This is a genomic window from Pseudomonas sp. GD03903 (assembly GCF_029840045.1).
Classification (GTDB): Bacteria; Pseudomonadota; Gammaproteobacteria; order Pseudomonadales; family Pseudomonadaceae; genus Pseudomonas; species Pseudomonas pseudonitroreducens.
On the sequence record NZ_JAOCBT010000001.1, the window covers coordinates 477,697 to 491,099 of the forward strand.

A 13,403-nucleotide genomic window follows, 5' to 3' on the forward strand; every position below is an offset into this window, starting at 1 on the left:
AACCCCATGGCCCAGCAGAACGCCTATAACGCAGACGCCATCGAGGTTCTCTCCGGCCTCGATCCGGTGCGCAAGCGCCCGGGCATGTACACCGACACTTCCCGGCCCAACCACCTGGCCCAGGAAGTCATCGACAACAGCGTCGACGAAGCCCTCGCCGGCCACGCCAAGAGCGTGCAGGTGATCCTCCACGAGGACAACTCGCTGGAAGTGATCGACGACGGCCGCGGCATGCCGGTGGACATCCACCCCGAAGAGGGCGTGCCCGGCGTCGAACTGATCCTCACCAAGCTGCATGCCGGCGGCAAGTTCTCCAACAAGAACTACCAGTTCTCCGGCGGTCTGCACGGCGTCGGTATCTCGGTGGTGAACGCGCTGTCGACGCTGGTCGAGGTGCGCGTCAAGCGCGACGGCAACGAATACCGCATGACCTTCGCCGATGGCTTCAAGTCCAGCGACCTCGAAGTCGTCGGCAGCGTCGGCAAGCGCAACACCGGTACCAGCGTGCACTTCTGGCCGGACGCCAAGTACTTCGATTCGCACAAGTTCTCCGTCAGCCGCCTGAAGCACGTGCTCAAGGCCAAGGCCGTGCTCTGCCCGGGCCTGCTGGTGAGCTTCGAGGACAAGTCCAGCGGCGAACGCATCGAGTGGCACTACGAGGATGGCCTGCGCTCCTACCTGGTCGATTCCGTCTCCGAGAACCTGCGCCTGCCCGACGAGCCGTTCTGCGGCGCGCTGGCCGGCAACAAGGAGGCGGTGGACTGGGCGCTGTTGTGGCTGCCCGAGGGCGGCGAATCGCTGCAGGAAAGCTACGTCAACCTGATTCCTACCGCCCAGGGCGGCACCCACGTCAACGGCCTGCGCCAGGGTCTGCTGGACGCGATGCGCGAGTTCTGCGAGTTCCGCAACCTGCTGCCGCGCGGCGTCAAACTGGCCCCGGAAGATGTCTGGGAGCGCATCGCCTTCGTCCTCTCGATGAAAATGCAGGAGCCGCAGTTCTCCGGCCAGACCAAGGAACGCCTGTCCTCCCGTGAGGCTGCCGCGTTCGTCTCCGGCGTGGTCAAGGACGCCTTCAGCCTGTGGCTCAACGCCCACCCCGAACTGGGCCTGCAACTGGCGGAGCTGGCGATCAGCAACGCCGGCCGGCGCCTCAAGGCGGGCAAGAAGGTCGAACGCAAGAAGATCACCCAGGGCCCGGCGTTGCCCGGCAAGCTGGCCGATTGCGCGGGGCAGGACCCGATGCGCGCCGAGCTGTTCCTGGTGGAGGGTGACTCCGCCGGCGGCTCGGCGAAGCAGGCGCGGGACAAGGAGTTCCAGGCGATCATGCCGCTGCGCGGGAAGATCCTGAACACCTGGGAAGTGGATGGCGGCGAAGTGCTCGCCAGCCAGGAAGTCCACGACATCGCCGTGGCGATTGGCGTCGACCCGGGCGCCGCGGACCTCTCGCAACTGCGCTACGGCAAGATCTGCATCCTCGCCGACGCCGACTCCGACGGCCTGCACATCGCTACCCTGCTGTGCGCGCTGTTCGTCCGTCACTTCCGCCCGCTGGTGGAAGCCGGGCATGTCTATGTCGCCATGCCGCCACTGTTCCGTATCGACCTGGGCAAGGAAGTCTTCTACGCCCTGGACGAGGCCGAGCGCGACGGCATCCTCGACCGCCTGGCCGCCGAGAAGCGCCGCGGCAAGCCGCAGGTCACCCGATTCAAGGGCCTGGGCGAGATGAACCCGCCGCAGCTGCGCGAAACCACCATGGACCCGAACACCCGTCGCCTGGTCCAGCTGACCCTGGAAGACACCGAGGGCACCGTGGAAATGATGGACATGCTGCTGGCGAAGAAACGCGCCGGCGACCGCAAGTCCTGGCTGGAAACCAAAGGCAACCTGGCGGACATCGCCTGATGCGCTGGCTGTTGGCCCCGCTCGGCCTGTGCGCCGGCCTCGCTGTCGCCGCCCAGGCCGCCGAACCGGCGCCCAAGGCTGGCGCAGCGGTCGCGACGCCCGTGGCACCGGCATCGCTGCAGTTCGTCGCCGAGCACCCGGTGGAGGGCATGCCCAGCGGCAATCTCTCCGGGTTGGCGCTGTGCGGCAGCGAGATGTGGACGGTGTCCGATCGTGACGACGACCGCATCTACCGTCTGTTGATCGACGAGACGCCGGGCAAGGCCTGGCAAGCCACCGCCGAGCCCTTCGTCGTACCGGGTACGCCGGAAAGCGGGCTGTCCTGGGGGGCGAAGGCGCGTGTCAGCGTCGGCGGCCTGCTGCGCGGCGGCGCCATGGACTTCGAAGGCATCAGTTGCGATCAGGCGGGCAACCGCTACGTCGTCAGCGAAGGCTATGCGGCGGTCCTGCTGTTGCCGGCTGCTGGCGAACCGAGTTGGTTGCCGCTGCCGCAGAGCCTGCTGCGCCAGGCGCGCGCCAGCGGCCTGCTGATGGAATTCAACGCGCTCTACGAAGGCATCGCCGTCAGCGCCGACGGCAAGCAGCTTTGGCTGGCCGCCGAGCGTCAACGCCGTGGCCTGCTCAAGGTGCACAACGAAAACGGCACCTGGAAATGCGAAGGCAACTGCGTGATGCTCAGCGAAGGCGGCACTGCGCTGCCACCGCCGGAGCTGGGCGCCGAGCGGGCGCTGCCGATCGATTTCTCCGATCTTGCGCTGTACAAGGACAAGCTGTTCACCCTGGAACGCCTGGCGCACCAGATCTGCCGGCGCGACGCCAAGACCGGTGCGCAGGAGCTGTGCTGGTCCTTCGCCGCCGGCGCACTGGCCCCGGAACGGCGCTATGACCTGCCTTACGGCGTGGCCGAAGCGTTGATCCTCGACGACCAGGGTGCCTGGATCGGCCTGGACAACGGTGAGCACGCACGTGCCGATGGCGACGGACGCCCCTACGTGCTGCGCTTCGCGGCACCGGCCGGCGGCTGGCTCGGTGGCAAATGAACGACGCAGTACCCGGCAAGCGGATCGGCAAGATCATGATGCTCCTCGCCTGGGGCGCGGGCATCCTGCTCGCCACGCACTACTTCGGCGCCTGGGAAACCCGTCAGCACAATCCGCAGCCGCAATCGACCCGCGCCAACGGCGAAGTGGAAGTGCGACTGGTGGGCAACCGCGCCGGCCACTATGTGGCGGACGGCCGGATCAATGGCGAGGCGGTGACTTTCATGCTCGATACCGGAGCCACCCAGGTGGCCCTGCCGCAGCGCCTGGCCGACCGCCTCGGCCTGCCGCGCGGCTTGCCGGTGACCCTGGACACCGCCAATGGCCGCAGCCAGGGCTGGCGCACGCGCCTGCCGAGCCTGCAGCTTGGCGACATCCGCCTGACCGATGTGCCGGCGCTGATCGCGCCGGGCATGGAGGGCGACGAGGTGCTGCTTGGCATGAGCGCACTCAGACAACTCGATTTCACCCAGCAGGACGGCACCCTGGTGCTGCGCCAGCGATCTACACCGTGAGGCACGCATGAGCGAAACCCTCGATCTGAGTCTGGAGGGCGTGGAGCGCCGGTCACTGGCCGACTTCACCGAACAGGCTTACCTGAACTACTCCATGTACGTGATCATGGACCGCGCCCTGCCGCATATCGGCGACGGCCTCAAGCCCGTACAGCGGCGTATCGTCTATGCCATGAGCGAGCTGGGCCTGGACGCGGACGCCAAGCACAAGAAATCGGCGCGTACCGTCGGTGACGTGCTGGGTAAATACCACCCCCACGGCGATTCGGCGTGCTACGAGGCCATGGTGCTGATGGCCCAGCCGTTCTCCTACCGCTACCCGCTGGTGGACGGCCAGGGCAACTGGGGTGCGCCGGACGATCCCAAGTCCTTCGCCGCCATGCGTTACACCGAAGCGCGCCTGTCGCGCTATGCCGAGACCCTGCTCTCCGAGTTGGGCCAGGGCACTGCGGACTGGGTGCCGAACTTCGATGGCACCATGGACGAGCCGGCCGTGCTGCCGGCGCGCCTGCCCAACCTTCTGCTCAATGGCACCACCGGCATCGCCGTGGGCATGGCCACCGATATTCCGCCGCACAACCTGCGCGAAGTGGCGGCCGCCTGTATTCGCCTGCTGGACGAGCCACAAGCGACCGTCGCCGACCTTATCGAGCACGTGCCCGGCCCGGATTTCCCCACCGAGGCGGAAATCATCACCCCGCGCGCCGACCTGCAGAAGATCTACGAAACCGGCCGTGGCTCGGTGCGCATGCGCGCCGTGTACCGCGTCGAGGACGGCGACATCGTGGTCACCGCGCTGCCGCACCAGGTCTCCGGGGCCAAGGTGCTGGAACAGATCGCCGGGCAGATGCAGGCCAAGAAGCTGCCGATGGTCGCCGACCTGCGCGACGAGTCGGATCACGAGAACCCGACCCGCATCGTCATCATCCCGCGCTCCAACCGCGTGGATGCCGAAGAGCTGATGACCCACCTGTTCGCCACCACCGACCTGGAAAGCTCGTACCGGGTGAACATGAACGTCATCGGCCTGGACGGCAAACCCCAGGTCAAGGACCTGCGCCAGGTGCTCAGCGAGTGGCTGACCTACCGCACCGACACCGTGCGCCGCCGCCTGCAATTCCGCCTGGACAAGGTCGAGAAGCGCCTGCACCTGTTGGAAGGCTTGCTGGTCGCCTTCCTCAACCTCGACGAAGTCATCCACATCATTCGCACCGAGGACCAGCCCAAGCCGGTCCTGATGCAGCGCTTCGAGCTCTCCGAGCTGCAGGCCGACTACATTCTCGACACCCGCCTGCGTCAGCTGGCGCGCCTGGAAGAGATGAAGATCCGCGGCGAGCAGGACGAGCTGGCCAAGGAGCGCGCCAAGCTGCTGGCGATCCTCGGTTCCGGCGCCAAGCTGCGCAAACTGGTGCGCGACGAGCTGGTTGCCGACGCCGAGACCTACGGCGACAACCGCCGCTCGCCGATCGTCGCCCGTGCCGAAGCCCGCGCGCTGTCGGAAACCGAGCTGATGCCTACCGAGCCGGTGACCGTGGTGCTCTCCGAAAAGGGCTGGGTGCGCTGCGCCAAGGGCCACGACATCGATGCCACCGGTCTGTCGTACAAGGCCGGCGACGGCTTCAAGGCGTCCGCGCCAGGTCGTTCCAACCAGTTCGCGGTATTCATCGACTCCACCGGGCGCAGTTACTCACTGGCCGCCCACAGCCTGCCGTCGGCCCGTGGCCAGGGCGAGCCGCTGACCGGCCGCCTGACGCCGCCGCCGGGCGCGACCTTCGACCGGGTGCTGCTGCCGGAGGACACCGCGCTGTATGTGCTGGCCTCCGATGCCGGTTACGGCTTCGTTGCCAAGGGCGAGGACATGCAGGCCAAGAACAAGGCCGGCAAGGCCCTGCTCAGCCTGCCCAACGGTGCGCAGGTGATGGCGCCGCGTCCGGTCGCCGATGTCGAGCAGGACTGGATCGCCGCCGTGACCACCGAAGGCCGCCTGCTGCTGTTCAAGGTTTCCGACCTGCCGCAACTGGCCAAGGGCAAGGGCAACAAGATCATCAGCGTGCCGGGCGACCGCGTGGCGAGCCGCGAGGAATACCTCACCGACCTCGCCGTGCTGCCGCCGGGCGCCACCCTGGTGCTGCAGGCCGGCAAGCGCACGCTGTCTCTCAAAGGGGACGATCTGGAGCACTACAAGGGTGAAAGAGGGCGTCGTGGCAACAAACTGCCGCGCGGTTTCCAGCGAGTGGATGCCTTGCTGGTAGAATCGCTGTCTCAGGATTGAAACGCGGTTCGATACATTCTGCCTCTGGAGCTGAGGCGCCGGTTGAGGGATGATACGTCCCTTTGGCTACCGGCGCCTCCGCGTGCCGCCTGAAGCTATAGTGAAATTTGTTGGAAGTAGCGCCGAATTTCGGCGAATGACGGTGATCCAGATGAGCGCTTGGCGCGTCTTGGCCTTATTTTCCCTCGTCAGCCTCCTCGGGCTGACGGGCTGTACAGTGAACCGGCCGACCCAGTTGTACCAACTGGATGCGGGTGCGGTTCCTGTGCCGACCCGTGACAACGGTGTCGCTGTACTGCTCGGTCCGGTATCCCTGGCCGATTACCTGAAGCGCGAGACCATGGTCCAGCGCCAGGCCGACGGTATTCTCAACCTCTCCACCGAAGCCCGCTGGGCCGGCAGCCTGGAGACCAATGTCAGCCAGCAGCTGATGCGCCTGCTCTCGGGCGAGCTGGACAGCACCCGCCTGGCGCTGTTCCCGGAGAAGCCCGGCTTCACCCCGCAGGTGCAGGTCATGCTGACCATCAGTCGCCTGGATTCTGGCCCCAAGGAGCCGGCGGTGCTGGAGGCGCGCTGGCGTCTGCTCGACCAGAAGGGCGAGTTGCGCGACAGCCGTGTGTTCCGCGAGGAAGAGGCGCATTCGGGCAGCGTGCAGGATCAGGTGCGGGCCCAGGGCGACTTGCTGCGCAAGTTGTCGGTCCAGCTGGCCCGTGACGTGCGTCCGGTGGCGACCGCCGTTGCCGAGCAACAGGCCGCGCCGCCGCGCAAGCCGCAGGTCGCCAATACCGAGCAGGCTGCGAAGCCCAAGGAAGAAGGGCCGAAGATCCCGCTGGTGGTGCCGATTCGCACCGATGTCGAGGTTTACCGCTTCTAGGTCACCTCGCGCCGATCGACACAGCCGCGGCCCGCAGAGCATAGCTTTGCGGGCCGTTTTGCTTCTGCCGTGGCCGGTTTTGACATCTTCTTGACGGCCTCCGTGGTATCTACGGGCGCTTGTGCAGGCTGGTGGCGTCCGGACGTTTCCGCGCAGGGCCTGCGAGAGACTCGCGCGTGTCGTCATTCCCTCCTACCTCCGGTGTTCAGGCGGAATCCGCCCTGAGTCGTCAGACGCTTTGCGTGATGCTGGCGGCGCTGGTGCTGTTTCTGCTCGGCGTGCAGGGCGATGCCTTTGTCGGCTTCGACTCGCGCTTCGTCCTGTTCGCCCGTGAAATGCTGCGTCACGGGCCGAGCTGGTTCCCGACCACCTACGGCGCGCCCTATCCGGATTACCCGGCCACCGCGACCTTCCTGACGTACCTGTTGTCGCTGCCGCTGGGGCGGGTCACGGAGCTCACCGCCTGGTTGCCCACCGCGCTGGCTGCGGCGACTTGCACTGGCGTGGTGTATCGCCTGGTGGCGCCGTTCTCCCGCTCCTGGGCGCTGATCAGCGTGGCGATGCTGCTGCTGACGGCCACCTTCGTCAGTGAGACGCGTGCCGTCTCCCTTGACCTGATGGTGGCCGCGGTGGGGTTGCTGGCCTTCTACCTTGCCTTCCACGCCGAACGCCACAGCGTGCCGGGTCTGCTGCTGCGGCTGTTGCCGCTGCTGTTCATCGGATTCGCCCTGCGCGGCCCGCTTGGCCTGGTGGTGCCGGCGGGCATGGTGTGCAGCCAATTGCTGCTGGACCGGCGCTGGAAGTCCCTGTTCGCCTTTTCCGCTAGCGCGCTGGCGTTGCTGATCCTTTGCGTATTTGCGCTGATCGCGCTGGCACGCTCCGTGGGCGGCGAGGCGTTCGTCCAGGATGTCCTGCGGATGCAGGTGATCGGTCGCCTGGATGGCTCCGCCGGCTCCAGCGATGCGCTGTATTACTTCCGCAGCTCCCTGGGCAACTACGCGCTGGCCTTCCCGCTGGCGCTGCCGGTCCTCGCGCTGCTCTGGCAGCAGCGCCGTGAGCCGGCCTTCCACCTGGTGGCGGGCTGCGCCCTGGCCGGGCTGGTCGTCATGCTCGGGCTGTCGGTCCCGCAGGCAAAGAAGGCGCGTTACATCATCGCCGTGGCGCCCCTGGCGGCCGTCATCGCGGGATATCCCTTCATGATCGCCGGTAGCCGCCTGGCGCAGGTGCTGCGCGGGCTGCTGCGTTTGCTCTGGTTGTCGCTGCCGGCGCTTCTGCTGGCCGGGTTGTGGTTCGCCTGGAAGCGTTATCCACAGGAGCTGGCCGCGCTCGGCTGGCACCTGCCGGTGTGCGTCGTGGTACTCGCGGCATTGCTGGCAACTGGCGCGCTGCGCTGGCGCCGGTCGGCGGAACTGGCGCTGCTGGCGGCGCTGGCGTTGTGGGCGAGCTTCATCCTGGTCTTCGAACCGGTGGAGCACCGTCTGTACGACAGCCAGGCGTTTTCCCGCGAGCTTGCCCGCCATCTCGATACGCAGCCTGCGCCGCTGGTGCTCTATGGCATGGGGCCGGACGCGCGGGCGATCAAGCTGATGGTCAACCTCGACCGCGACCTGCAGCCGCTGTTCCTCGACAGCCCGGAGCAACTGGTGGCGCAGAGCGGCCCGTTCTACCTGATGATCCAGGCGCGTGATGCCCAGCGCATTGCCGCTTCGCTGCCCGGGGCCTCGCAAGCGCTGTTCGAAGGCCGTTTCGACAACGACACCTACCGCCTGCTGCGCCTCCCCGGAGTGGGCTCCAATCCGTGATGAAAGTACTGACTTCCCTACTTGCCTGCTGCCTGCTGCTGGGGGGCTGCGACGACTCCGATACCCAGGACGTGGTCGAACGGGACCAGGCATTCTTCCGCCAGCACCCCCTGCCGCCCCTGGAGATCGTCTCCGGCGGCGGCAGCTTCGTCCTGCCGTTGCTGCCGGATACCCAGTTCTATGCGGAGAACAACCACCGCAAGCGCCATCTGTTCCGCAGCGAGCAACGCTTCCCCGACCTGCCGTACCAGCCGGCACTGGCGTTCTTCGCCCAGACCTACTGGCTGGCGAAGCATGCCGAGCTGCTGCAGGTTCCGCTGGTGGTCCACCTCGGCGACGTGGTGGAGAACGCCGGTGTCGCCACCCAGTGGCAGACCGCCAGTGGCGCCATGCGCACGCTGGAAGAGCGCGGCGTGCCCTACAGCATCGCCACGGGCGAGCGTGACGTGCATGAGGAGGCCAGCACGGATGACCGTCGCTCCTTCCTCGATCGCTTCAAGGACCACTTCGGCCCCGAGCGCGCCGCCTGGCAGAGCACCTATGTGGGCAGCGATCCCAAGGGGCTGAGCCAGGTGCACCTGTTCCAGCGCTACGGCCAGTCGTTCCTGCTGCTGGCGCTGGACTGGAGCCCTTCAGAGGCGACTCTGGCATGGGCACAGAGTGTCATTGACGAACATCCGCACGTACCGGTGATCCTCGCTTCCCACAGCATCCTGCGCCGCGGTGCCAACGGCATGGCCGAGCTGTCCCACGAGGACAATGCCAGCGGAGCGCTGCTATGGGACCGGCTGATTCGCCGCAACGACCAGATATTCCTCACCCTGAACGCCCATGCTGACGGCGCCGTGCACACGCGGATGCTCAACGACCTGGGACACAGCGTGGACATGGTAATGGTCGACTACCAGCACCAGTACCTGGGCGGCAACGGGCTGCTGCAGTTGCTGGAGCTGGACCTGCGGCGCAATCGCCTCGCCGGCCTGTCGCTGTCGCCGTGGGTGCTCTGGAAGCGCCAGGTCTACCCGCAGGCGTACAAGCCCTGCGAGTCGCTGCAGGCGCTGAATGATTGCGATCAACTGATGCCGGAAGATTCGCCCGGCTGGGATAACCGCTTCCAGCTCGAGCTGGATTACCAGGCACGGTTCGCCAGTTTCCACGGCTACAGCGCGCAGTTGCCACTGCCGGGGGCGCAGGCTTCGCTACTCGACCAGGTCCAGGCGCAGCTCGGCAAGCGCTGAGTCAGGCGTCCCGGCGGAGAAGGCGGCGCACGCCGATGCCGGCCAGCGCCACACCCAGGCAGGGCAACCAGACCCAGCGCGCCTCGGAGAGCAGCACGTCGAGCCCGCGTTGGCTGAGGAAGCGTGACAGGCCGATGGGCGAAACCTCGATGGGGTGCAGCGGCAGGAAGTAGCGCTGCTCGCTCCAGGGCCAGAACCACGCGACGCCCAGGCCGCCGTCGGTCATCGCATCCAGCACACTATGGGATGCGGTCGCCAGGCCGATCCACAGGCCGGCTTTCAGCGGGCCGCTGCCCAGCAAGCGGCAGCCCAGCGCCCCGAGCACACCCATGCACGCCGCGAACAGCAAGGAGTGGCTGAAACCGCGATGGCCGAAGGCATCGTGGTAGGCGATCCCCAGCTTGAAGGCGACCACGTCGAGGTCGGGCAGGCAGGCGGCCAGCATGCCGGCGAGCAGCAGTCGCGGCGCAATGAGGCGCGAACCAAGCGCGAGGCCCACGGCCAGCACGGGCAGGGGATGAGTGATCAGGGTGGTCATGGAGTCCGTTCCACGAGGGGCCTGGCGACCCCCTCTCTTTCTATTGGGGGTCAGGTGGTGCGCAGGGCGCGCATGCGCGAGAGCTGGCGCTCCAGCATGGACGGATAGGGCTCTTTCAGCCATTCCACGCAGCAGGCGTTTTCCGGGCTGGCGATGGGGCGGATGCGTGCCCGCTCGCGGACCTTCTCGTCGTCGCCAATGGATTTTTCCACCAGCAGCAGGTTGCGGCTGTGCTGGCTGAGGGCCAGGGCGTCCTGGGCAGAGGAATCCTGCAGCAGTTCGGCCTGTTCCAGGTCGGCGACGTCTTCGCCCAGCACCAGGCCCAGCTGCAGCTGCAGGGTGATGCCGCTGTCGGCAACCTCGATCTGCAGGGCGTGGCCGAGGGCGCGCATCAGCTCGCCGCAGCACAGTGCATTGGTGAGGAATTCCTCGTCCTGGTCGCGGCTGTGGAAAAGGATCAGGCTGCCGCCGTCGCTGAGCGTGTAGAGCGTGCCCTTGTACAGGCGCGCGGCCTGCTCCAGGCAGTCGCGGTAGCGTTCCAGCAGGTCTACCAGGCGCGCACGCGGCAGGCGCCGCAGCTGTTCCTGGGCGCCCAGTTGCACGGCCAGCACCGCGCTGGTGCCGGCGGAAACCGGCTCCGGCTCGGCTTCGGGCTCTTCTTCCTCGACGCCGATTTCGTCCTCGGCTTCCTCTTCCGTCACCGCCTCGAATTCTTCCTCGGGGAAGTCGTCTTCAGCGTCGGCCTTGCGGCGCGCAGCGGGAGTGAGCAGCTCGTCGTCGGAGAAGATGTTCTCGTCGAATTCGTGTTCGTCAGTGGCGCCGCTGGCTTCCAGCACCGGCTCCCTGGCAGCGGGCTTGCCGGCCTTGGCCGGCGCTTTCGCGCGCGGTGCGGGGGCGCTGACCACCGGCTCGGGGGCCGGCGGCTTCTCCGGCGCCAGGCGAGCTTGCAGCTGGCGGGCGAGATCGCCGATCTCGTTCTGCAGACCGGCGCCCGGCGCGCTGTCGTCCGGATCGCGAAGCCAGACGCGAAGTTGTAACAGGGGTGTGGAAATCTGCCGCCCCAGGCGCAGGCCGAAAGTCAGGGTGAGCAGCAACAGGATCAGGCTGATGAGTCCCATGCTCTGCAGGCTGACGGTCATCGGCTGCTCGAACTGATGCATGTCGAGGCTGATGCGCAGGTGGCCGGCGATGACTTCCTGGAAGGTGATGGGCGTGGAGTACAGGCCTTCGGCGTCGCCCAGCAGGCCCTGCTTGGGCCGCGTGCCGGATTCGGCGAGGATGCGGTTGTCCACGCTGTAGATCGCCGCGTGGGCCACCAGCGGGTTCTTGGTCAGGTTGTTGAGCAGCACGTTGAGGCTGAGGATGTCGTTGGACACCAGCAACTCGGTGGCTGACTGCGCGGTCTGCGTGGTCAGGCTCTGGCCGAGGGCGTCGGCCTGCTGCTGCATGGCCTGCTTGAACTGCAGGCCCATCACGCAGGCATAGATCACCAGGGCCGTGGCCACCAACAGCAAGCTGTGGACGGCGATGCGCAGGGCAATCGGCACGCGGCGCTGACGCAGGGCGTGGAAGAGCAGCAGGAAGAAATTGTCGGGCTTGACGGAGGTGGGCCGGGTCACAGCGGGCTCGGTCTTCTCTAGGGCAGATGCGGGGCAGTATAACGAGGCCCTACCGGGGGGCAAAGCGCCGCAGGCGCTGTCAAGGCGGCGAAAGTCGGCGTGCCATGCCGATCCACCGTGCATTCCGATCGGCGGTGCCGCTGCGCGGGTGGGCGAGCGGAGCATCCGCAGGCACTGAAAGCAGGTAGAATGACCGCCTTTTTTCCATGGCGGAGACAGCGCCTTGCGCGAGATCGTCCTGATCAACATCACCGGGGAAGACCGCCCCGGCCTCACCGCAGCCATTACCGGCGTCCTGGCGCAGGGTGGCGTGAACATCCTCGATATCGGCCAGGCGGTGATCCACGACACCCTCTCCTTCGGCATCCTGGTGGAAATCCCGGATAACCAGCGGGCTTCCTCGGTGCTCAAGGACGTGCTATTCACGGCCTACGAACTCGATCAGCAGGTGCGCTTCACGCCGGTCTCCGAAGACGACTACCGCCAGTGGGTCGGTGGCCAGGGCAAGCCGCGCCACATCGTCACCCTGCTGACTCGCCGGGTAACCGCCGAGCAGTTGCAGCGGGTGAGCTCGATCACCGCCAAGTACGGCCTGAACATCGACCAGATCGATCGCCTGTCCGGGCGCATGCCGCTGGACATGCCGGCCGACCAGGGCAAGGGCTGCATCGAATTCTCCGTGCGCGGCGAACCGGCCGACCCGGTGGCGCTGCGCGCCGAGTTCCTCAGCGTGGCCCAGGAGCTGAACGTCGACATCGCCTTCCAGCAGGACTCGGTGTTCCGCCGCAACCGTCGCCTGGCGGTGTTCGACATGGACTCGACGCTGATCGAGGCCGAAGTGATCGACGAGCTGGCCAAGGCCGCCGGCGTCGGCGAGCAGGTCTCCGAGATCACCGAGCGCGCCATGCGTGGCGAGCTGGACTTCCGCGCCAGCTTCAAGGAGCGCCTGGCGCTGCTGCAGGGTCTGTCCGAAGACGTGCTGGAAGAGATCGGCGCCTCGCTGCGCCTGACCGAAGGCGCCGAGACCCTGTTCGCCGAGCTCAAGCGCCTGGGTTACAAGACCGCCATTCTCTCCGGTGGCTTCAGCTACTTCGCCAGGCAACTGCAGGCGAAGCTGGGTATCGACTACGTATTCGCCAATGAACTGCAGATCGTCGACGGCAAGCTGACCGGCGTGGCCATCGAGCCCATCGTCGACGCCCAGCGCAAGGCTGACCTGCTGCGCGAGCTGGCCGCGAAGGAAGGTTTGCAGCTGGAGCAGACGATTGCCGTGGGCGACGGCGCCAACGACCTGCCGATGCTCGGTCTGGCCGGCCTGGGAGTGGCCTTCCGCGCCAAGCCGCTGGTCAAGCAGTCGGCCAAGCAGGCGATCTCCACCCTCGGGCTGGATGGCATCCTGTACCTGCTCGGCTTCCGCGATCGCGAAGGTGCCTGACCAGCGCTGAGTTGTCGCTGCAAAAAAGCCGTCCCAAGGGGCGGCTTTTTTGTTTTCGCATGCTACGGATGGTTCGGCGTGGAGCCAACCCAATCGCGGACAGAGTCCGCTCCTACGCTCAGGCCGGGGGTAGGAGCGGACTCTGTCCGCGATCGATCAACCCCAATA

The 13,403-nt window shown here is 66.8% G+C and carries 10 protein-coding genes; 8 read left to right on the top strand and 2 right to left on the bottom strand.

Translation table 11 applies throughout. The features are described from left to right. Positions 1 to 6 precede the first annotated feature (6 nt). From parE to N5C91_RS02110, 7 genes are all read left to right on the top strand, one after another. Positions 7 to 1,902, top strand: coding sequence for a DNA topoisomerase IV subunit B (gene parE / locus N5C91_RS02080; protein ID WP_236171271.1), 1,896 nt, complete (start codon positions 7 to 9; stop codon positions 1,900 to 1,902). Further along, positions 1,902 to 2,942 carry an esterase-like activity of phytase family protein gene (locus N5C91_RS02085; protein WP_236171272.1) on the top strand — a complete coding sequence of 347 codons (1,041 nt, stop codon included), beginning with the start codon at positions 1,902 to 1,904 and terminating at the stop codon, positions 2,940 to 2,942. The genes parE and N5C91_RS02085 overlap by 1 nt, the downstream gene beginning before the upstream one ends. Then, the gene (locus tag N5C91_RS02090) at positions 2,939 to 3,457 is read left to right on the top strand and encodes a TIGR02281 family clan AA aspartic protease (RefSeq protein ID WP_279827479.1); all 519 of its coding nucleotides are present in this window, start codon (positions 2,939 to 2,941) and stop codon (positions 3,455 to 3,457) included. Before N5C91_RS02085 ends, N5C91_RS02090 begins: the two co-directional genes overlap by 4 nt. 7 nt (positions 3,458 to 3,464) lie before the next feature. Then, complete coding sequence (gene parC, locus N5C91_RS02095; protein ID WP_236199044.1) at positions 3,465 to 5,729, top strand: DNA topoisomerase IV subunit A; 2,265 nt, start codon at positions 3,465 to 3,467, stop codon at positions 5,727 to 5,729. Positions 5,730 to 5,880: 151 nt separating this feature from the next. Continuing rightward, on the top strand, positions 5,881 to 6,603 hold the full coding sequence (locus tag N5C91_RS02100) for an ABC-type transport auxiliary lipoprotein family protein (protein WP_236171275.1): 723 nt from the start codon (positions 5,881 to 5,883) through the stop codon (positions 6,601 to 6,603). Between the two features lie 176 nt (positions 6,604 to 6,779). Further along, entirely contained in the window at positions 6,780 to 8,405 is a 1,626-nt protein-coding gene (locus tag N5C91_RS02105; RefSeq protein WP_347815394.1) for a phospholipid carrier-dependent glycosyltransferase, read from the top strand. Continuing rightward, positions 8,405 to 9,643, top strand: coding sequence for a calcineurin (locus N5C91_RS02110; RefSeq protein ID WP_279827486.1), 1,239 nt, complete (start codon positions 8,405 to 8,407; stop codon positions 9,641 to 9,643). The genes N5C91_RS02105 and N5C91_RS02110 overlap by 1 nt, the downstream gene beginning before the upstream one ends. Position 9,644: 1 nt before the next feature. On the opposite strand, the gene N5C91_RS02115 is transcribed toward N5C91_RS02110, so the two are convergent. Further along, positions 9,645 to 10,181: a metal-dependent hydrolase gene (locus tag N5C91_RS02115; RefSeq protein ID WP_236171278.1), complete on the bottom strand. Its 537-nt coding sequence runs from the start codon at positions 10,179 to 10,181 to the stop codon at positions 9,645 to 9,647. Positions 10,182 to 10,231: 50 nt separating this feature from the next. Beyond that, on the bottom strand, positions 10,232 to 11,800 hold the full coding sequence (locus N5C91_RS02120) for an AhpA/YtjB family protein (RefSeq protein ID WP_279827491.1): 1,569 nt from the start codon (positions 11,798 to 11,800) through the stop codon (positions 10,232 to 10,234). Positions 11,801 to 12,023: 223 nt separating this feature from the next. Here N5C91_RS02120 and serB point away from each other — a divergent pair, with 223 nt between their 5' ends. Then, on the top strand, positions 12,024 to 13,235 hold the full coding sequence (gene serB / locus N5C91_RS02125) for a phosphoserine phosphatase SerB (protein ID WP_236199040.1): 1,212 nt from the start codon (positions 12,024 to 12,026) through the stop codon (positions 13,233 to 13,235). Positions 13,236 to 13,403 lie beyond the last annotated feature (168 nt).

What these genes read in the sequence shown, in the direction of transcription:
- parE (WP_236171271.1), top strand. Translation starts at nt 7, where the DNA reads ATGGCCCAGCAGAACGCCTATAACGCAGACGCCATCGAGGTTCTCTCC.
- N5C91_RS02085 (WP_236171272.1), top strand. Translation starts at nt 1,902, where the DNA reads ATGCGCTGGCTGTTGGCCCCGCTCGGCCTGTGCGCCGGCCTCGCTGTC.
- N5C91_RS02090 (WP_279827479.1), top strand. Translation starts at nt 2,939, where the DNA reads ATGAACGACGCAGTACCCGGCAAGCGGATCGGCAAGATCATGATGCTC.
- parC (WP_236199044.1), top strand. Translation starts at nt 3,465, where the DNA reads ATGAGCGAAACCCTCGATCTGAGTCTGGAGGGCGTGGAGCGCCGGTCA.
- N5C91_RS02100 (WP_236171275.1), top strand. Translation starts at nt 5,881, where the DNA reads ATGAGCGCTTGGCGCGTCTTGGCCTTATTTTCCCTCGTCAGCCTCCTC.
- N5C91_RS02110 (WP_279827486.1), top strand. Translation starts at nt 8,405, where the DNA reads ATGAAAGTACTGACTTCCCTACTTGCCTGCTGCCTGCTGCTGGGGGGC.
- N5C91_RS02115 (WP_236171278.1), bottom strand. Translation starts at nt 10,181, where the DNA reads ATGACCACCCTGATCACTCATCCCCTGCCCGTGCTGGCCGTGGGCCTC.